Source organism: Acetitomaculum ruminis DSM 5522, assembly GCF_900112085.1.
Classification (GTDB): Bacteria; Bacillota; Clostridia; order Lachnospirales; family Lachnospiraceae; genus Acetitomaculum; species Acetitomaculum ruminis.
The window spans coordinates 40,231-60,903 of sequence record NZ_FOJY01000011.1 but is presented as its reverse complement, the minus strand read 5'-3'; the positions used below and the strand labels follow the sequence as shown (position 1 = coordinate 60,903).

12 protein-coding genes are annotated in these 20,673 nt (G+C 33.2%); all 12 read left to right on the top strand.

The annotated features are described in order from the left end of the window. Positions 1–9 precede the first annotated feature (9 nt). The 12 genes from queF to BM153_RS08410 all read left to right on the top strand — a co-directional run bounded on the left by queF (position 10) and on the right by BM153_RS08410 (position 20,643). Entirely contained in the window at positions 10–498 is a 489-nt protein-coding gene (gene queF, locus BM153_RS08465) for a preQ(1) synthase (protein ID WP_092872697.1), read from the top strand. A gap of 118 nt (positions 499–616) precedes the next feature. Then, positions 617–2,527 (top strand): PTS sucrose transporter subunit IIABC, encoded by a 1,911-nt coding sequence (locus tag BM153_RS08460; RefSeq protein WP_092872695.1) that lies wholly within the window; start codon positions 617–619, stop codon positions 2,525–2,527. A gap of 99 nt (positions 2,528–2,626) precedes the next feature. After that, positions 2,627–4,006, top strand: a complete 1,380-nt coding sequence (locus BM153_RS08455) for a glycoside hydrolase family 32 protein (protein ID WP_092872693.1) — start codon at positions 2,627–2,629, stop codon at positions 4,004–4,006. Continuing rightward, entirely contained in the window at positions 3,994–4,959 is a 966-nt protein-coding gene (locus BM153_RS08450) for a carbohydrate kinase family protein (RefSeq protein ID WP_092872691.1), read from the top strand. The genes BM153_RS08455 and BM153_RS08450 overlap by 13 nt, the downstream gene beginning before the upstream one ends. Then, positions 4,956–5,213 (top strand): HPr family phosphocarrier protein, encoded by a 258-nt coding sequence (locus tag BM153_RS08445; RefSeq protein WP_092872689.1) that lies wholly within the window; start codon positions 4,956–4,958, stop codon positions 5,211–5,213. Before BM153_RS08450 ends, BM153_RS08445 begins: the two co-directional genes overlap by 4 nt. A 33-nt stretch (positions 5,214–5,246) precedes the next feature. Beyond that, positions 5,247–6,860, top strand: a complete 1,614-nt coding sequence (ptsP, locus tag BM153_RS08440) for a phosphoenolpyruvate--protein phosphotransferase (protein WP_092872687.1) — start codon at positions 5,247–5,249, stop codon at positions 6,858–6,860. A 249-nt stretch (positions 6,861–7,109) separates the two neighbouring features. Then, positions 7,110–10,325, top strand: coding sequence for a hybrid sensor histidine kinase/response regulator (locus tag BM153_RS08435; protein WP_092872685.1), 3,216 nt, complete (start codon positions 7,110–7,112; stop codon positions 10,323–10,325). Between the two features lie 13 nt (positions 10,326–10,338). Beyond that, positions 10,339–11,472 (top strand): aldo/keto reductase, encoded by a 1,134-nt coding sequence (locus BM153_RS08430; RefSeq protein WP_092872683.1) that lies wholly within the window; start codon positions 10,339–10,341, stop codon positions 11,470–11,472. A 105-nt stretch (positions 11,473–11,577) separates the two neighbouring features. Next, on the top strand, positions 11,578–13,830 hold the full coding sequence (locus BM153_RS08425; RefSeq protein WP_092872681.1) for a lectin like domain-containing protein: 2,253 nt from the start codon (positions 11,578–11,580) through the stop codon (positions 13,828–13,830). 263 nt (positions 13,831–14,093) lie between these two features. Beyond that, entirely contained in the window at positions 14,094–16,325 is a 2,232-nt protein-coding gene (locus BM153_RS08420; protein ID WP_092872679.1) for a C1 family peptidase, read from the top strand. A 221-nt stretch (positions 16,326–16,546) separates the two neighbouring features. Beyond that, positions 16,547–19,000 carry a lectin like domain-containing protein gene (locus BM153_RS08415; RefSeq protein ID WP_092872677.1) on the top strand — a complete coding sequence of 818 codons (2,454 nt, stop codon included), beginning with the start codon at positions 16,547–16,549 and terminating at the stop codon, positions 18,998–19,000. 158 nt (positions 19,001–19,158) lie between these two features. Beyond that, the gene (locus tag BM153_RS08410; RefSeq protein ID WP_092872675.1) at positions 19,159–20,643 is read left to right on the top strand and encodes a methyl-accepting chemotaxis protein; all 1,485 of its coding nucleotides are present in this window, start codon (positions 19,159–19,161) and stop codon (positions 20,641–20,643) included. Positions 20,644–20,673: the final 30 nt, after the last annotated feature.

Genomic DNA, 20,673 nt, shown 5'->3' with positions numbered 1-20,673 from the left:
AGTAAAAGTATGAGAGATAAAGAAAAGGAAAATCTTACCCTTTTGGGAAGCAAAAATAATAAATATGAATTTGATTATGCCCCTGATCTTTTAGAAACATTTATAAATAAACATCCTGATAATGACTATTTTGTTAAATTCAACTGTCCGGAATTTACCAGTCTTTGTCCCATTACCGGACAGCCGGATTTTGCAACTATTTATATTTCTTATGTTCCCTCAGAAAAAATGGTGGAAAGCAAAAGCCTTAAATTATATCTGTTTTCCTTTAGAAACAGAGGAGACTTTCACGAAGACTGCGTAAATATAATCATGAAAGATCTTATAAAACTAATGGATCCTAAGTATATTGAAGTCTGGGGAAAGTTTTTACCAAGAGGTGGAATATCCATTGACCCTTATTGTAATTATGGAAAAGCCGGGACAAAATGGGAAGAGGTTGCATGGAATAGAATGGCAAATCATGATCTTTATCCCGAAGAGGTTAATAATAGGTAAATAGAGTAATAAAATAAATAAATGAGCCGAAAAAAATTAAAAGATTTTTTTTGACTCATTTTTTATTATGTTTAAATAAATTAACTAATATATATTCACATCAAGGAGGTAGGCCAAAATGGATTACAGAGAATCTGCAAAGGCTGTGATTGAGGCAATAGGGGGTAAGGATAATATTGTATCCGCTGCACATTGTGCAACAAGACTTCGTCTGGTTATTGCTGATAACAGCAAAGTAAACATAAGTAGAGTTGAAAATGTTGAGGGAGTCAAGGGGTGCTTTGAGGCAGCCGGGCAGCTTCAGGTTATTTACGGAACCGGTATTGTTAATAAGGTTTATGATGAGTTTATTAAACTGGCAGGAATAGAAGGCGGTAGCAAAGAAGACTTAAAAGCAGCTGCTGCTCAAAAGCAGAATGTTTTCTTTAGAGCAATAAAAACTCTTGGAGATATTTTTGTACCAATTATTCCGGCAATCGTAGCCAGTGGTCTCTTAAATGGTCTTTTAGGTGGTCTTTCAGCAGCATACCCGGATATTGCAAAATCTAGTGTTTATGAGATTATAAATCTTTTTGCAGGGGCAGCATTGTCAATGTTACCGATTCTAATCGCAGTAAGTGCTGCAAAAAAATTCGATGGAAACCCGTATCTGGCAGCAGTTATCGGATTTATCATGATTCATCCAAGTCTTATTAATGCCTGGAGCGTGGCGTCCATGGAAGAAGCCGGGGAAACAATCCCGACTTGGAGTGTATGGTTTGGAGCCTTTGATATTAATCAGGTTGGTTACCAGGGACATGTAATTCCTGTTATCATTGCCATATTTGTAATGAGCTGGATTGAAAAACGACTACACAAGATTGTTCCAGCCATGTTAGACCTTTTTGTAACTCCACTTGTTACGGTACTTGTGACAGGTTATCTTACACTTTCAGCAATCGGACCTGTATTTTCAAAGGTTGAAGGCTGGGTTCTTACAGCAGCACAATCACTTATTTCACTGCCATTTGGACTGGGAGGAGTAATAATAGGTGGTCTTTATGCTATCACCGTTGTTGCAGGTTTGCATCATATGTACAACATGATTGAGGCGGAAATGTGTTCTTTAGCTGTTCCAATGAATACCTGGATGCCTATAGCTACAGCAGCCAATGTAGGACAGGGTGCAGCAGCTTTGGCAGTAGGTGTTAAATCTAAGAATAAAAAGATTAAATCAATGGCTTTACCGGCATCACTTTCAGCCTTTCTTGGTATTACAGAACCGGCTATTTTCGGTGTAAATGTTCGTTTTATGAAGCCGTTTGTAGCAGGCTGTATCGGAGGTGCAGCAGGTGGTATCGTGGCATCATTAACAGGAATTTATGCTAATGCCTATGGTATTACAGGTTTGTTTGGATTTTTGATAACTGCACAGTTTGTAGGTTATTATGCAATGGTTATGGTGGTATCTTTTGCAGTTGCCTTTATTGTATCTTTTGTAATGTATAAAGATCCGGTGGAGGAAACTGAAAATGCTACAACTACGCTAAAGTCACCTTCTAATGACAGTAACGCAAATACTTCAGAAAGTGCTTCATTTGAAGAAACAATATATAATCCTATTAAAGGAAGAGTGATTCCTTTAGAGGATGTACCAGATCAGACCTTTGCTCAAAAAACTCTTGGAGATGGTATGGCAATTATACCGGGAGAGGGCAAGGTTGTATCACCAGTTGACGGAGTGGTTGAAACTTTATTTGAAACAAAACATGCAATAGGAATTACAACAGATAATGATGTGGAAATATTGATTCATATAGGTTTAAATACAGTAGAATTAAATGGACAGTACTTTGAAAGCCATGTATCGGAAGGAGACAAGGTTAAGAAAGGACAGCTCCTTATAAGTTTTGACATGAACAAGATAAAAGATGCCGGCTATAATACAGTTACTCCTATAATCATCACTAATATAGAGGATTTTGAAGGCATAGAAAAAGAAACGTCCGGAAACAAAGATACAACGGATAAACTTATGAAGGTATATTAAAATTAAGATTAATCCCTAAGTCGTTTGGCGGTTTTAGTATAAACTGCCGGCTGGCAGGGTGTTTTAGGAAACAGCTATAAGTACAAAACGGAGGCAGATATGGCTAAAGAAAGCTACAGACATATAAATCATTTGATGCCACCAAAGGGATGGCTTAATGATCCAAATGGAACATGTTTTTTTAAGGGAACCTATCACATTTTTTTTCAATATTCACCGGATTGGAAAGAAAGAGGATGGGGACATTATACTTCAAAAGACCTGTTAAACTGGAAATATGAAGGGATGCCCATACATCCCGATACAAAAAGAGACCTTAGTGGAGCCTACTCCGGTTGCTGTTTTACAGATGATGGGAAAATGGAAATATTCTATACCGGAAATGTAAAAAAACCGGGAGATTTTGATTATATAAACGAGGGAAGAGAGCACAATGTCATATATATTGAAAGCAATGACGGTGTAAATTTTTCTCAAAAAAAAGTTCTTATGGAAAATAAGGATTATCCTTCAGACATGAGTTGTCATGTAAGAGATCCAAAAGTTTACAAAAAAAATGGTAAATATTATATGTTATTAGGAGCCAGGACAAAAGATTCCAAGGCAGCTTTACTTTCATATGTATCAGATGATAAGATGCACTGGGAGTTAAATAAAAAATACATTCCCTTAAGTGATATGGGTTATATGTTAGAATGTCCGGATTATTTTGAAATTGATAATAAATATGTCTTATCACTGTGTCCTCAGGGACCAAAAAATCAGGAATTCAGGCTTCAAAACATGTATCATTCTGGTTATTTTCTTTTTGATGAAGATGTATTTTCTTTAGCAGATGAAAAAATAGATGAAACTGTTATGATGGATAATCTAAAAGAATGGGATTATGGCTTTGATTTTTATGCACCACAGGTTTTTAAAACAGAAGATGGAAGGCATATTATAGTAGGCTGGGCAGGAGTCCCGGATGCTCCATATCATAATGAAAAAGCCAGAAATGAAGGTTTTGAAAATTCCCTTACTCTTCTTAGAAACATAAAAACGGTGGGAGACAAACTTTATACCTATCCCATAAAAGAATATGAAAAACTCCGAGAAGAAAGTGTAGATTGCAAAAAAGAGGGGGGACTGGTGGATAGTTACTCCTTTGATTGTGAAATTACCTTTGAAGATAATACAAAAAATGCAAAAGTGTCCTTAAATGATGATTTAATATTAAGTTTTGAAGATGGGGTTTTTTGTGCAAAATTTAATAATGAAAGTGGAGCAGGCAGAAGTGCCAGAAAAATGAAGCTAAATGAGTTGAAACACTTACGCCTTTTTATGGATAAGTCGATATTAGAAGTGTATGTGAATCTGGGAGAAAATGTAATGACAATGAGATATTATCCTGAATCTAAGGATGGTATAAATGTAAAAGTTTCTGACGCTTTAAACACTAAAATATGGAAAGTGAGGAAAAGTATATGTGCAAATTAATTGCTATCGGTGAAGCGTTGATAGATTTTATTCCACAGCAGACTGGAGCAGGCATCAGCAAGGTAAAGGGATTTGAACCAAAAGTGGGAGGCGCACCGGCAAATGTCTGTGTTGCATTTACCAAACTGGGAGGAAAATCCGTAATTTTAACCAAGCTGGGAGATGATCCCTTTGGAGATAAAATTTATAATGAGCTTGAATCCTATGCAATTGACTGTTCAAAAATCGTAAGAACCGTATCGGCAAATACCTCACTTGCCTTTGTGGCATTAAAAGAAGATGGAAACAGAGAATTTTCCTTTTACAGAAAACCGGGGGCAGATATGTTATATCGTCCGGAGGATGTAGATCGGGAAATCTTTAAAGGAGCAGATGTATTTCATTTTTGCTCAGTATCTTTGGGAGATTTTCCTATGAAGGATGCCCATAAGCAGGCTATTAAATATGCCAACGAGGAAAATATGCTGATTAGTTTTGATCCAAACTTAAGACTTAATCTCTGGGAGAATCTTGAGGAACTTAAAAAAGCGGTTTGGGATTTTATACCGGAAGCCGATATATTAAAAGTATCTGATGAGGAATTGGAATTTTTAACAGGTCTTACGGATATTGAAAAAGCATTGCCACAGTTATTCACCGGCAAAGTAAAAATGATTATTTATACAATGGGATCAGCAGGTGCTTTGGCAATATGCAAGGATGTAAGAGCAAAATCTCCCTGTAAAAAAGTCAAAGCCATAGATACAACAGGAGCAGGAGATGCTTTTATTGGTTCTTTCCTTTATAGATTATTGGAAAAGGGATATAACCGTGATAATTTAGAAAAACTAACAAAAGAGCAATTGGAAGAATTACTTGATTATTCTAATTGTTATTGCAGTATAAGTATTCAAAAAAATGGAGCAGCAGAGTCATATCCGACTTATAAAGAAATGGAGGAGATCTTTAAATGAAGACATTTAATTACACAATTACAGATGAAGTAGGTATCCATGCGCGTCCAGCAGGACAATTAAAGAAAAAAGTTAAAGAACTTGGAATAAAAGCAGTTCTTGGTGTAGATGGAAAAGAAGCAGATGTTACAAAGACATTACAACTTATGCAACTTGGAGTAAAAAAAGGACAGACTGTTACAATTTCTGTAGAAGGAGATAACGAAGAGGAAGCAGCAGTTGCTTTAGAAGAATTCTTTAAAGAGAATTTCTAAAATAGCTTACCTATTGTAGAAAAGGAGGCAGTTATGAGCAAATGTATTTCCGGAAAAATTGTCTATGATGGAATAGCAGTAGGCAAAATATATTATTACGGTGTAAAGGCTTCTGTTGTAAAGAGGTCTAAGATTGATGATGCAAATGCAGAGATTGAAAGATATAAAAAGGCCAGGGATCAGGCTATTGATGAATTAAATGATATTTATGAAAAGGCTCTTGTAGAGGTAGGAGAGGCAAATGCAGCCATTTTCGAGACTCATGCCATGCTTTTAGATGATGATGATTACAATGATTCTGTTTATAATATCATAGAAACCCAGATGGTTAATGCTGAATATGCTGTAGCTACAACGGCTGATAATTTTGCCAAGATGTTTTCTGAAATGGAGGATGAGTATTTTAGGGCAAGGTCGGCGGATATGATAGACATATCAGAAAGAGTTATCAGAGTTCTTGAAAATAGAAAAGAAGATGAGGGCTTAACGAGTCCTTCTATAGTAATAGCCGAAAATCTTGCCCCAAGTGAGACGGTTCAGCTTGATAAAAGTTGCCTTTTAGGCTTTGTAACTCATCAAGGTTCTGTTAATTCCCATACGGCTATTCTTGCCCGTGCCATGAACATTCCAGCTTTGGTGGAGATTGAAATTGATCCTGAGTGGAATGGAAAAATGGGAATTATTGATGGAAATGAAGGAATATTTATCGTAGATCCAACGAGCCAAGAGCTTGATAAATATAACAAAAAATTACTGGAACAAAAAGAAAAGCAGCAGTTATTACAACAATATAAGGGTAAAGAAACCATAAGTAAGTCCGGTAAAAAAATTAAACTTTTTGCAAATATCGGAAATGTATCTGATGTAGCGGCTGCTTTGGAAAATGATGCTGAGGGAATCGGTCTTTTCAGAAGTGAATTTTTATATCTTGGAACGGATGATTATCCAAGCGAAGAAGAACAATTTCAAGCTTACAAAACAGTGGCAGAGATGATGGCCGGAAAGCTTGTAGTTATCCGTACCCTGGATATCGGGGCTGATAAACAGGTGGATTATTTTGATTTGGAAAAAGAAGATAATCCTGCTATGGGACTTCGTGCTATTCGTTTATGTCTTACAAGACCGGAAATATTTAAAACCCAGCTAAGGGCACTTATTCGTGCCAGTGCTTACGGAAACATAGCTATTATGTATCCAATGATTATTTCAGTGGATGAAGTAAGACGAATTAAGGATCTGGTGGAGGAAGTAAAAAAAGAACTGGATGCTGCAGGAGTTGGATATGGAAAATTCAGTCAGGGAATAATGATTGAAACACCGGCATCAGCAGTAATCAGCGATCTTTTGGCAAAAGAAGTAGACTTTTTCAGCATTGGAACCAACGACCTTATTCAATATACTTTGGCGGCAGACCGTCAAAATCCTAAGTTGGAGCTATTTACGGATACTCATCACGAAGCAGTTTTAAGACTGATAAAAATGGCTATAGATAATGGTCATAAAGAAGGCATCTGGGTGGGAATCTGCGGCGAATTAGGAGCGGATACCACACTTACAAGTCGTTTCCTTGAAATGGGAATTGATGAACTTAGTGTTTCTTCTTCCTTCTTGCTTAAGGTAAGACGACAGGTAATTGAAGGAGACTAAGAGCTAAATTTAGTAATAGTTTTTCTTAACCTTTAGAAAAATAAAATGGATTTGCAAAAAACAGCTGATACATTAATATGCAAAATCCGAATAAAAAGGGCAAGTCATTTTTATATGATTTTGCCCTTTTCTTAAAGCGAAAATATTCCGAAAACTATTAGACAAGGTTTATTAACTTCTATAACAAGTACTATCTTTAAAAACAGGGAAAATTTTTTCAATAAAAAAGACAATTGTTGAGGTTTGCTTATGAAAGAATATGTTTATGAGAATGAAAGCTATATAATAAGTGAAGAAGCTTCTTTCAAAGCCATGGCTTCTATGGGAATTTATGCCCTTGTTTATTATCCTCAAAAGAAGCTTGCTCTAATTCCGGACACCTCTAAGGTTGTTTTTAACTGTGATACTTTTATGGCAGACATGCCGGAAAGTTTCGCAGGTGAATTTATTAAACCACATTTTATCCATGAATTTTCCAATATGTTAAATAAAATAGAAAATGGTTTTGAAAAAGCAGAGACGAAAGTGTGCCTAAAAAACAGACATCAGTTTAGTAAAATGACTGTTACTGCAGTTTCCTTTGATGAAAAAGGCTTATGCACAAAAGCTCTTATTTTGGTGGAGGAAATTTTTAAAGATTTATCTTTAAGTGACGAAGAACGCAAAATACAAAAGCAAATGCATGACAGGGAAAGGCTTATAGATATAATGAGTAAAATCTATTATGCCACCTATTATGTTGATTTAACAAATAATACCTATGAAGAACTTTCCTCCATACCTTTTATTCATAATATAATCGGAGAAAAGGGTATCTATACAAAAAGGATAAAAAGCATAGCAGGAAAAGTGGTATCTCCGGAATTTACAAAAAAAATAAGAGAATTTCTCGATTTATCCACCATAGATGAAAGGCTTAAAGGGGAAAAATCCGTGATGGAGGATTTTTACGGAAATATTTTGGGCTGGAGTCAGATTTATGTTATAGAAGTGGACAGGGACAAAAATGGAAATTTAAAAACATTTATTGTGGCCATAAGGGACATAAATCAGGAAAAAGAAAAACAGGAGCAATTAGAGATTAATCTTAAACTGCTTTCTGCAGCTGCAAGCACTGTATATCCCTTAGGTATATTTTTAAATCTTACAAAAAATACTTATCAGGTACTTTCCCATGATAAATATATTATTCATGCTGCACCTACTAAAGGCACAATAGATGAGCTGGTGGAAATGGGAGCTGCCACAATTTTTAATGAAAAACATAAAAAGGAATTTTTAAGATATTTTTCCAGAAAGGCAATGCTTTCAGAGTTTTTAGCAGGAGGAAATGGAAGAGTATTAAGACATACTCAAATGGGAGATGATGAAAATATACACTGGGTAGAAACCAGGTCTATTTACATAGATAATACCGGTGGGGATATTTATGCAGTTACTCTTTCAAGGGTAATTGATGATGAAATAGAAGAAGAAAAAAGAAGAGAAGATACCAGAGAGATAATTGAAGGTCTTGGAGAAGAATATTATTCCGTATTGCTTGTGGATTATGAAAACAATAAAGTAATGTCCTATAGAAGCAGTAATGAAGATGGGGAGCTGGTAGCTTCCTATATCCGAAAGAATAACGGTTTATGGGATAAAACCGTGGCACAGTTTTGTAAAGAAATTGTTGAAGCCGGAGACAGAGAAGAATTTATGGAGGCTTTATCTTTAGAAAATCTTAAATCCGATGATAATACCTTTGACATTATTTATACTAAAAAAGGAAAGGGAGAAATTACCTATATTCAATGTCATATAGTTTATGTTGAAAGAAACAGTGGAAGAAAAGTTGCAGTTATCGGTTCCAGAGATGTGGGAGAAATGATAAAAAAGGAAAAACTTCAGGAAAAAGCACTGGTGGATGCCTTTAGTTCTGCCGAGGCTGCCAACAGAGCAAAGTCCAATTTCCTTGCAAATATGTCCCATGATATAAGAACTCCTATGAATGCCATAATTGGTATGACAGCCATTGCCAAGACAAATCTTGACAATAAGGAAAAGCTTTGCGATTGTCTTTCAAAAATAACCATTGCCAGTGACCATTTACTGGGACTTATAAATGAAGTACTTGATATGAGTAAAATTGAATCCGGCAAGGTGGATCTGGCAGAAGAGGAATTTAATCTTTCAGAATTGTTTGACAATCTTTTGAATATGAATAAGACTCTAATTTTAAAGAAAAATCAGGAATTAATAGTAACAGTTTCTAATGTAGAACATGAGGAGGTTTTAGGAGACAGCTTAAGGATTCAGCAGGTATTTACAAATATATTGGGAAATGCCATAAAATATACACCGGAAAAGGGAAGTATCCATATCTGTCTTTCAGAAAAGCCTACAAATAAGGAAAAACTTGCCTGTTATGAGTTTATAGTAGAAGATAATGGAATAGGAATGTCCAAAGAATATGTGGAGAAAATATTTGATGCATTTTCAAGAGCAGAGGATAAAAGAGTAAGAAGAATTCAGGGAACAGGACTGGGTATGGCAATAACCAGAAATATAGTCAGAATGATGGGAGGAGATATAAAGGTTGAAAGTAAGTTAAATAAAGGATCTAAATTTACCATAACCTTTTATCTGAACATAAAGCAGGAAAACAAGGCGGAATATAGAATTTTTGAAGGTAAAAAAATCCTCGTGGTAGGGGATAATCCTGTAAATGTGGAGGTAGTAAGTAATTATCTGGAAAATATCGGCTTTATTACAAAAAATGTATATTCCGGTTTTGAAGCCATAGAAGAGGCTGTTGACGGTGATTACCTTGCAGTGATGATAAATGCATCTTTGTGGGATATGTCAGGATATGATATATCAAAAGAGATAAAAAAATATTCAAAAGACATATATACGGTAGTAGCCGATTATAACTGGGCTTATACAAAAGATGAATATGATGAATCAAAAGCGGATGCCTTTATTAGTAAGCCTCTTTTTAAATCAAATATAATCAGGGTATTTGATTCTCTTATAAATAAAAATAAAATAGAGAAAAAAGAAGAAGAACCTCTCTTTGATTTTAAAGAAATGGATCTTTCGGATTACAGGGTATTGCTGGTGGAGGATAATGAATTAAATGCGGAGATAGCCAGAGAAATATTATCCCTTTCCAAAATCAGGGTTGACTGGGTGGAAGACGGAAGTTTGGCAGTTGAAAAATTAACAGAATGTGAAGATGGATATTATGACATAGTATTAATGGATATTCAAATGCCGGGGATGAATGGATACGAAGCAACAAGGACAGTAAGAAAATCAGAAAGGGACTATTGTAAAAATGTTCCAATTATAGCAATGACGGCTAATGCTTTTGCTCAGGATGTTCAAGAGGCAATAGAGTCCGGAATGAATGAGCATATTTCAAAACCTATAGATATGCCTACCCTGGCAAGGGTTTTGCAAAAATGGGTAATTAAATAAAAGGAGGAGTACTATGTATTACAACGATTATAAGGAGATTAAGTTATCGGGCTTGGGATTTGGAGCCATGCGCCTTCCTACCCTGGATAATGATGCAGGGAAAATTGATGAAAAAAGCACTGCAAAAATGGTGGAATATGCCATGAAAAACGGTATCAATTATTATGATACGGCTTTCGGATATCATATGGGAAATTCTGAAATAGTAATGGGGAAAATTCTTAAAAATTATGACAGAAAAAGTTTTTATCTGGCAACGAAATTTCCGGGTTATGACATTAATAATATAAAAAAACCAAAAGAAACTTTTGAAAAACAGTTAGAAAAACTTCAGGTGGATTATTTTGATTTTTATCTTTTTCACAATGTGTGTGAAGCAAATATTGATGCTTATATGGATGAACAATACGGAGTTTTTTCCTATTTAAAAGAGCAAAAAGATAAGGGAAGAATAGTACATTTAGGCTTTTCTACCCATGGAAATCTTGAAACTATGGAAAGATTTTTAAAAAAATATGGTAAAGACATGGAATTTTGTCAGATACAGCTTAATTATTTAGATTACAGTTTCCAAAAAGCAAGAGAAAAAATAGAATTACTGGAAAAATATAATATACCAATCTGGGTAATGGAACCTTTAAGAGGAGGAAGGCTTTCTAAACTTACTGATGAGCAGGAGGCTATTTTAAAAAAACAAAGACCTGATGAAACTATACCTGCCTGGGGATTTAGATTTTTACAGACAATTCCATCAGTTAAAATGATACTTTCCGGTATGTCAGATATGAATCAGTTAGAGGAAAATATTAAGACTTTTGAAGAAAAAAAGCCTTTAAACATTGAAGAAAAAGTTGCTGTAAATGATGTGGTAAAAAGTCTTTTGGCAAATAAAATTATAGGTTGTACGGGCTGCGGATACTGTCTAAGCGGCTGTCCACATGAATTAAAGATACCGGATTTAATTGCTTTATATAATGAATTAAAATTTACAGGAAATGCCTTCTTTGTACAAATGAAGGTATCGGAATTTCCGGAAGATAAAAGACCACAAGCCTGTGAGGCCTGTAGAAACTGTGAAGAAGTCTGTCCTCAGCAGATAAAAATTTCCGAAGTTATGGCAGATTTTGTAGAAAAACTTAAACAATAATATTTAAATATCAGAGACAAAATATAATTTTTTTTGACAAAAGTTAGATAAAACATTAATATGTATTAAATCTAGGATAATAAAAATTTGGAGGAAAAAAGAAAAATGAAAAAAAGAAAAATACCAATTATTATTTTGTCTCTGATTATGCTTTTAGAAAGCATAAATCCAGTGACTGCCATGGCAATGGAAACTACCATCAGCCAGGATGAACAAGAAGAGACATATGACAAACCAAGGCTTGAGAAAGTTTATGACGAAAACAATGTCAAGAAAAAAAGTCAAAGTGGTGCTGAAGTTATTGACATAGATATTCCAAGTGTCAATGAAGAATTAAGCAATGGTAAATTATCAGAAGAAGTACCTAAGGGATTTGCCAGTCCATATTCAAAGGCTTCAAATCTGCCATCATCCTACAATACTTTAAAAGTAAAAAAAGCACCTAAAGTAGCTAATCAGGGAAAGAAAAATACCTGTTGGGCATTTGCAGCAACAAATGCTATGTCTATTTATATGCTTAACAGCTCAAAATTCAAATACAATTCCCTGAATTTATCTGAAACACAGCTTGCTTATTACGAATTCAACAGGCAAAACGATTCCTTAAAGCTTACAGGTGAAGATAAAAATACCCATATGGGTGTGAAAAATACCGCAAATTATGGTAAGAATGATTTTTTTAGCGGTGGAAATTCTTTTATGAATTCCCTGTTTCTTTCAACCTGGGCAGGAATCTATAAAGAAAGCACAGACCCAAAAGCCTACAGCAAAATTAAGAATTATAAGGATTCTTCATTTAAAAAGCTTAAAAAAAGAAATTCTTATAAAACCAGTATTGCTCATCTTGAAAACTCCGACTGGATGTCTGCTTCAGATACTCAGGAGATTAAAAAAGCCATTATGAAAAATGGAGCTGTTTCTGTAACAGTTGATGCGGATATTAACTACTTAAATCCGAAAAACAATGCATTCTATAAAGATAATACAAATAATTTAAACAGCTTGCATGAGGTAACTTTAGTAGGTTGGGATGACAACTATTCAAATAGCAATTTTAAAAAACAGCCATCAAAAAACGGTGCCTGGATTGCTTTAAACAGCTGGGGAAAAAACACCTATTTTGCTGATAGTAAAGGATGTTTTCGTATATCTTACTGTGATAAAACCCTTTCTAATGTAGCAACTTATGAGTTAGGCAAGAAAAATAATTATGACTATAATTATCAATATGATGGCGATTTTAGCCTTGATATGGGCTTTTATGCAAATAAGAAGTTAAAAGCTGCTAATGAATTTGTTGTTAAAGGTAATGTATTAGAAAGTATAGAAGCAATAGGTATTGCAACAGCAAGTGTTAATACAACAGTAAAGGTTGAAGTTTATAAAAATATAGAGAAAGCTTCAAATCCAAAAAGCGGAAAACTGGTTTCTAAAGCTACTACCAAAAAAACAATAAAACATATGGGCTTTCATACTATTAAACTTAAAAAGCCGGTTATTGCCAAAAAAGGCTCAAGATTTGCAATAGTAGTTACATTAACAAAATCCGGTTATAAAAATAACACCGTTGGAATTCTTGCAGGAAGCAGCAGTAATAGAAATGGAAGCTGGTATAAAACAAATAATGAAACAGGCTATAACCAAAGCTTTATTTTAGGAAACAGGGTTTATGATCTTAAAAAAAGCTCTCAAACATCTGATTTATCAGTGAGAATCAAAGCTTTTACAAAAAAGATAAAAGAGAAAAAACATGAATTTAAATATGTTGTTGTAAAAAAAGCTGATACCAGACATAATGGAAAAATCAAAAAGGTTTGCAGTTTATGTGGAAAGACTTCTTATATAACAATTAATAAAATAAAAAGTGTAAAGTTATCTGCTAAATCCTTTGTATATAGTGGAAAAGCCATAAAACCGGGAGTTACAGTTAAAGACTCAAAAGGAAAAATAATCAAATCCAAATATTACAAAGTAAGATATGCAAATAATAGAAGTGCCGGAAAAGCAAAGGTAACAATTAAATTTAGAGGCAGATATAAAGGTAGTGTATCAAAGACATTTAAAATCCGCCCTAAGAAAACCGGAATAAAAGCACTTAAATCACTAACAAGAGGATTTAAGATTTCATTAGTAAGAAATACCAGTGCCAGCGGATATGAAATATTCTATTCAACAGATAGACATTTTAACAAAAATAAAAAGCGTCTGGTTATAAAAAATAATCTACAGACAACTAAAATAGTTAGAAAACTTAGAAAGAATAGAATTTACTATGTAAGGGTAAGAGCATATAAAAATGTGGGAAAGAAGAAATATTATTCTTACTGGTCAAAGACAATGAAAGTAAAAACTAAATAAAAGTAAATAATTTTTTTTAACAGCAGAGTTTTTTCTATAAAAAATGTGAAAACTCTGCAGATTTTTTAATAATTTATTTTTTAATATTTTTAAAAATTAAGAAATAGAGTAAAGATAAGTAAGTTCGGGAAGTTAAATATATAAAAATATAAGAAAAAGTTCCTTGTCATTTTATGGGAAAGATGTACCAATTATAATATAATTATGCAAATTGATATTTTTATACTAAAGGTCGGATAAAAAAACACAAGGAGGATTATGTAATGAAGAAAAAAAGTTTGATTATTTATTTTTTACTGCTTATTTTTGTATGTTCTTTTTTGCCCTTGAAAGCTGATGCAAAAACATCGAAAAATAGCAATTCACTTTCTGATGATTATTTTTCTAATCACATAAAAAAATACTATTCGTCAAATAATGACACTAAATATGGAGAACACTATATTAAAATGGAAAACAAGAGTGTTCATGAAAAAACTGCCAGTGGAAATATATATGAAAAAGGAAAAATTTTGCTTGATGGTGTTGCAAAATCTGCTTCTATTTTACCAGAGCGTTTTAATTCTTTAGAAAGTATGAAAAATGCAGGGGTAGTTGACCAGGGCAACAAGAATACCTGTTGGGCTTTTTCAGCCTGCAATGTGATTTCTTTTGATATGTTAAATAGTAACGAATTTAATTATGATTCACTAAATTTATCAGAACTTCAAATGGCATATTTTGAATATAACAGACAGGATGACCCTTTACATCTGACAACCGGCGATACAAATGGTGTCACGGATACATATTTGGAATCCGGTGGTAATGAAATGTTTAATGCACTGGTTTTAGCAAGCTGGCAGGGAATTTACGATGAGAATAATGACCCTGTAAAATACAGTGACGTGCCACAAGATGGTGTTTCTGTTATGGAAGCTCTTTCAAAAATTGATGCAAACGACACTTTAGCACATCTTCAAAATTCTGATTGGTTATCGGTGGAGGATACGGATGAAATAAAAAATGCTGTAAGGAAATACGGAGCAGTTGCTGTTTCTATTGATGTTCCCCCGAATTACACTGATTATTATAATGCTGAAACTAATGCATACTATACAACTGACTATGATGATATTTTAGGTGGTCATTCCGTAACCCTAGTAGGCTGGGATGATAATTTTAAAGCATCAAATTTCAAAGAGGGAAATCAGCCCCAAAATGATGGAGCATGGATAATATTAAACAGCTGGGGAAGTAATCGCAACTTGTCTGACGAAAATGGTTGTTTTTATCTTTCTTATGAAGATCCAAAATTTAAAGAATTGGACACAGTGGTTACCTATGATGTGGAACCGATTGATAATTATGACTACAATTATCAATATGATGGCACTATGAATTTAGGTGGTCTAAAAGATGAAGGGAGTTTGACAGCTGCTAATATATATGAAGCAAAGGGCGATTCTGCTTATGAAAACATTGAAGCAGTTGGAGTTGGAATTTTCACAACTAATACTAATGTAAAAGTGGAAATTTATAAAAATATTACTGATACTACCAATCCCTTAAGTGGCAGTTTGGTAAAAGAGGCAACTACCCAACAAAAAATCAGTACAGGGGGCTTTCATACCATAAAATTAAAAAACCCGGTAAATATCAAACATGGAGAGAAATATTCGGTTGTAGTTACTTTGTCTAAGTCAGGCTATGAAGATAATGAGGTTGAATTTATTCTTTCTTCAACAGAGGATGGATCATGGTATCATACATATAATAACACAGCAAAGAACCAAAGTTTTGTATATGACAATGGTACCTTTTATGACTTAATAAAGGAGGATGGATTTGAGTCTTACTCCTTTAGAATAAAAGCTTATACAAAAAAAGCAGTTGAAGAAGAACATGACTATGTAACAAAAATAACTAAAGCCACCGTAAGTAAGGATGGACTTATAGAGGAAGTTTGTAGTTTATGTGGTGATGTTAAATCCAGCACAAAAATAAATAAGATAAGTAAAATAAATCTATCTAAAAGTTCTTATATATGTACAGGAAAAGCCATAAAACCACAGGTTACAGTTAAAGATTCTGCAGGAAAGACAATAAATTCAAAATATTACACTCTTTCCTACAAATCAAATAAAAATGTGGGAACAGGCAGTGTAACCATTACCTTTAAAACCTATTATAGTGGAAAAGTTACAAAAAGTTTTAGTATATTACCTAAGTCCACAAGCATTAAAAAACTAAGTGCTTTAAATAAAGGCTTTAAATTAGCCCTTAACAAACAGGTAAGCCAGACTAGTGGATATCAGATAATATATTCTACAAGCAAAAACTTTAGTAAGAACAATAAATACGTAACAATTTCAAAAAATACAACACTAAGTAAGACCATTTCTAAGCTTAAGGCAAAAACTACATATTATGTAAAGGTTAGAACCTATAAAAAGGTAAATAAAAAGAATTATTATTCAGCCTGGTCTTTGGTTAAAAAAGTTAAAACTAAATAGTAGAAAATTTTCAAAATTTAAATCGCACCGGAAGTAAAGCCCCGGTGCGATTTTTCAACCTCCAAGTAATGCATAATTTACAAAAAATTAATGTATGTTTTTTTGAAAAATTTTTCTAAAAATAATATAATAAACAAAATCACTTTACTTCTAAGATTATTTTAAGAAAAATACAGGATAATAAAATAATAGGATAATAAGAAAAAGAGGAGGAAGTTGTAGTGAAAAAAAGATGTATGGCAGGCTTTTTTTTGATGTTGTTTTTTTTCGTTTTTCCTTTAAGATTAAACGCAAAGACCATTACTGAAAAAGATGTAGATTTTGGTGATGATATTGTGGTAGAAGATTTAACGGATAATTTAGACAATAGTGAAAATGAAAGTGTCTATGGTGCAAAATATATTGGCACAGAAAATGAAAGTGTACATGAAAGTAGAGAAGACGGGAAAGTTTATGGTCAAAACAAGGTTTTATTTGACGGTGTGGCAAAATCTGCTTCTTCTATTCCTGAAAGATATAATTCCATTGAAGAAAAGAAACGTCCAAAGGTTAGTGATCAGGGAATTTTTGGAACCTGTTGGGCTTTTTCTGCCTGTAATGTAATATCCTTTGATATGTTAAATGATGACAGTTTCAATTATGAAAACTTAAATATTTCACAACTTCAAATGGCATATTTTGAATATAACAGGCAAAGCGATCCATTAGATCTTACCAAGAATGACTCTAATGCAATAATAGGAAATTACCTAAATGATGGCGGGAATCCTATTTTTAATGCCCTGGTTTTGGCAAGTTGGCAGGGAATTTATTCTGAAGAAAAGGATCCTAAAAATTATAATGAAATAAAAAGTGTAAATGACGAAGAATTAAATATTTTATCATCCTATGATGCCAATGATACATTAGCACATCTTCAAAATTCCGAGTGGTATTCAATAGAAGATACTAATGAAATAAAAAAATATATAATGGAATATGGTGCAACTTCTGTTTTTATGGATGTGGCAAATAACAAAAAAAATTATTATAACCCTGATACAAATGCATATTATGCAGATTACACAATTTCCCAGGGGCCACATATTGTTACTGTAGTTGGGTGGGATGATAATTTTAGTGCATCCAATTTTAAAGAAGGAAGACAACCAAAAAGTGATGGTGCCTGGATTATTTTAAACAGCTGGGGAAAAAATACTACTATGGCCGATGAAAACGGCTGCTTTTATCTGTCTTATAGTGATAAAATGTTAAGAAAATATAATACCGCTGTGACCTATGATGTGGAGCCTGCAGATAATTATGATTATAATTATCAATATGATGGCACAATGGATTTTTCAAAATCTTATACATCTTTAAGTGGAAATTTAAAAGCTGCCAATATTTATCAGGCAATGGGAGATTCTTACACAGAAGATATTGAAGCCGTAGGAGTGGCTACATATTCTACCAATACAAAGGTAACAGTAAATATATACAAAAATATTCTGTCTGATGAAAATCCTGAAAGTGGTGCTTTGGTTTCTTCGGCAACTACAAGTGAAACTTTTTTTGCAAAAGGCTTTCACACCATTAAATTAAATCATCCGGTAAATGTAAAACATGGTGAGAAGTATTCTGTTGTTATTACCTTGTCAAAATCCGGTTATGAAGACAATTCAGTTAGTTTATTGGCTTCAAAAAGTATTAAATCCACTTGGTATTATACATATAATGAAACTTCAAATAACCAAAGCTTTTTATACAATAACAAGGAATATGTAGATTTAAATGATAATGAAACGGTATCCTTTAGAATCAAGGCCTATACAAAAAAATCTAATACAACCTATGATTATGAGCCGGTCTTTTACTGGTCAGATGATGGTAAAACAGCTACATTAGATTTAATATGTAATCAGGATTTGGAGTATAGTATATACAATATGAATGCTAAAGTAAAAGTGCTTTCTAAAGAAGCCGCAGGCTGTAGGACATCTGGTTATATTAAATATCAGGCCTATGTGAAATTATATGATAATGAATATAGTCAGGAAAAAAGTATAGAAATTCCCCCTACGGGACATAATTATAAAACAGTTATTACAAAAGCAGATACCAAAAAAGATGGCTGTATTAAAGAAGTGTGTAGTGCTTGTGGTGATGTAAAAAAGACCACCACCATAAAAAAAATAGCCACGGTAACTTTAAAAAACACAACTTTTGTATATAACAATAAAGCAAAAAAACCGGCAGTTACCATAAAGGATTCAAAGAAAAAAACAATAAGCTCAAAATATTACACTATTTCCTACAAATCTAATATAAAAGTTGGAACAGGTAGTGTAACCATAAAATTTAAGACCTATTATAGTGGAAGTGTGACAAAAACTTTTAAAATTATTCCAAAATCCACTACAATTAAGACATTAAAGTCTTTAAAGAAGGCTTTTAAATTAGAAGTTAACAAACAGACAAATATTAAAGGCTATCAGTTTGTATACTCTACAGATAAAAATTTTAGTAAAAATAAAAAGTATGTAACCCTTTCAAATAGTAAGACCATTTCTAAGACGATTTCAAAATTAAAGTCAAAACGAACTTATTATGTTAAGGTCAGGTGTTACAAAGTCGTAAATAATAAAAGATATTATTCTAACTACTCAGCAGTTAAAAGAGTAAAAGTTGGATAATTCAAAAGATTTTTGGGGTGATGCATTTTGCATCACCTTTTTTATTGGTAGGTTTACAGGCATATATGACATTAGTAAAAAAAATGTTTCTGACGATATAACCTTTGTAGCTATTTTTTTGTTAGGTTTGATTAGTGATATTATTAGGGAGGTTTTATATGGGTAATTCTGATAGAGAATTTTTAGATAATGTAAATAAATTTGCGGTAATAATTACTATTATTATCGATATTTGTATAGTTGCAGGATATCTGTCGGCTTTTTTTAAGGGAGGATTCTCGATATTAACCACAGCAGGCGCTATAATTATCACCTTGATTACTCTGGGAATATCAATAGTTTCCGCAAAGAACTGGCCTATGCATTTTCGCTATATAACAATGATTGGATTTGCGGTTTTATATGCTTTTTCAAATTTTACAACAAGCAATGACCACATGTTTGTTTTGGCTTTTCCTATTATAATAATGTACGTTTTGTATTTTGACTTTAAATTTATTATGATTACAGCTTCGGTTTTTTCTGTTATAAATATAGTTGACGTTTTTTATATAGCAACATTTTTAAAACATTTCAGATCCGGATTAGATGTTGAGGTTCCTATAATAATGTTAAGGTTAGGCTCTGTTATTATTTTTCTTATTGCTATTTGTCAGACAACAAAAATGTCTAACCATAATAATTTTAAAAAGGAAAAAAGCATTAAGGAAGAACAGGAAAAAAGCCAGACTCTTTTAGATACAGTTTTATCAGTGGTGGACTCCGTTAAGAAAAACACAGTTGAAGTTAATGATAATATGGATGTATTAAGCAGTGACATTGATATGACAACACAGCTTTTATCTGATATTTCAAACTATAATGATAGAAATACTCAAAGTATTGCCAGTCAGACTCAGAAAACTGAAGAAATTCAAAATATGATTCAGGATACCAAGGATAAGTCAGATATTTTAATCGCCTTATCAGATAAATCAAAAGAGGCTGTAGAGGGTGGAATGAGGGTTGCGACCAAACTTATTAAGCAGTCAGAGGAAACTTCTGAGGCAAACAGAAAAGTTGTAGAGTCTGTAGATGGGCTTATAAAAAATGCTGAAGAAGTTGCAAATATGACTTCGGAGATTATTAATATATCAAGTCAGACAAATCTTTTGGCATTAAATGCTTCTATAGAAAGTGCCAGAGCAGGTGAAGCCGGAAGAGGCTTTGCGGTAGTTGCCGATGAAATCAGAAAACTTGCCGATGAAACAAGAACTCTTACTGAGTCAATTCAGGCTATTGTTTCAGAACTATACAACAATGCCGATAATGCCAAGGCTACAGTTAAAAATGTAGTTGATGCATCAGAAAAGGAAAGAGAAGATATTATCAGCGCAAATGAACAATTTAAACAAATCGGATCAAGTATGGAAGAATTAAACAGTAATGTTTCTGAGATATACAGGAGTATTAATGATATTTTAGAGTCTAATAATTCTATTGTAGACAGTATTGGACACATTTCCAGTGATTCAAAACTGGTTTTAGAAAGGACAGAAGAGGCGGCAAGTCTTGGTGCAAAAGTAAAAGAAAATGCTCATGAAGCTAAAAATATGATGGAAACATTGCAACAAAGTGTACATGCAGCTGATGATTTCATTTAAAAATATTTTACAAATATAGAAATATTATAT

What these genes read in the sequence shown, in the direction of transcription:
- queF (WP_092872697.1), top strand. Translation starts at nt 10, where the DNA reads ATGAGAGATAAAGAAAAGGAAAATCTTACCCTTTTGGGAAGCAAAAAT.
- BM153_RS08460 (WP_092872695.1), top strand. Translation starts at nt 617, where the DNA reads ATGGATTACAGAGAATCTGCAAAGGCTGTGATTGAGGCAATAGGGGGT.
- BM153_RS08455 (WP_092872693.1), top strand. Translation starts at nt 2,627, where the DNA reads ATGGCTAAAGAAAGCTACAGACATATAAATCATTTGATGCCACCAAAG.
- BM153_RS08450 (WP_092872691.1), top strand. Translation starts at nt 3,994, where the DNA reads ATGTGCAAATTAATTGCTATCGGTGAAGCGTTGATAGATTTTATTCCA.
- BM153_RS08445 (WP_092872689.1), top strand. Translation starts at nt 4,956, where the DNA reads ATGAAGACATTTAATTACACAATTACAGATGAAGTAGGTATCCATGCG.
- ptsP (WP_092872687.1), top strand. Translation starts at nt 5,247, where the DNA reads ATGAGCAAATGTATTTCCGGAAAAATTGTCTATGATGGAATAGCAGTA.
- BM153_RS08435 (WP_092872685.1), top strand. Translation starts at nt 7,110, where the DNA reads ATGAAAGAATATGTTTATGAGAATGAAAGCTATATAATAAGTGAAGAA.
- BM153_RS08430 (WP_092872683.1), top strand. Translation starts at nt 10,339, where the DNA reads ATGTATTACAACGATTATAAGGAGATTAAGTTATCGGGCTTGGGATTT.
- BM153_RS08425 (WP_092872681.1), top strand. Translation starts at nt 11,578, where the DNA reads ATGAAAAAAAGAAAAATACCAATTATTATTTTGTCTCTGATTATGCTT.
- BM153_RS08420 (WP_092872679.1), top strand. Translation starts at nt 14,094, where the DNA reads ATGAAGAAAAAAAGTTTGATTATTTATTTTTTACTGCTTATTTTTGTA.
- BM153_RS08410 (WP_092872675.1), top strand. Translation starts at nt 19,159, where the DNA reads ATGGGTAATTCTGATAGAGAATTTTTAGATAATGTAAATAAATTTGCG.